Below are 602 nucleotides of genomic sequence, written 5' to 3'. Positions count from 1 at the left end.
TCGCGTCCTTCATCGGCCACTAGTGCCAAGGCATTCACCCTATGCCCTTCGTTGCTTGACCAGAAATATCTATTTCTCTTTCTTTTACTACAGATTCAGTTTTCAATGTGCATGTATTTCAAAAGATTTAGAAAAAAATAAACCCTTTAAATATTTTGTTAAAACCATAAACATAAAAGAAATAACATAGAACTTTATAGCTCCTTAGAAAGGAGGTGATCCAGCCGCACCTTCCGATACGGCTACCTTGTTACGACTTCACCCCAGTCATTGACCCTACCTTCGACAGCTGCCTCCTTGCGGTTGGCTCACTGGCTTCGGGTATTGTCGACTCCCGTGGTGTGACGGGCGGTGTGTACAAGACCCGGGAACGCATTCACCGCAGCATTCTGATCTGCGATTACTAGCAACTCCGACTTCATGCAGGCGAGTTGCAGCCTGCAATCCGAACTGGGGTCGGCTTTCTGAGATTCGCTTAACTTCACAGTCTTGCTGCCCTCTGTACCGACCATTGTAGCACGTGTGTAGCCCAGGACATAAAGGGCATGATGATTTGACGTCATCCCCACCTTCCTCCGATTTATCATCGGCAGTCTAACTAG

The 602-nt window shown here is 47.0% G+C and carries 1 rRNA gene; it reads right to left on the bottom strand.

From position 1 onward, the window contains the following. Positions 1 to 208 precede the first annotated feature (208 nt). Positions 209 to 602 (bottom strand): 16S ribosomal RNA (locus ACTQ46_RS11150); the annotation flags it as partial.

The sequence above is a fragment of the Gallicola sp. Sow4_E12 genome (assembly GCF_052116305.1).
Lineage (GTDB): Bacteria > Bacillota > Clostridia > Tissierellales > Peptoniphilaceae > JBQKLI01.
The sequence above is the reverse complement of the archived record's forward strand: the minus strand, read 5'-3'. Positions and strand labels throughout refer to the sequence as shown.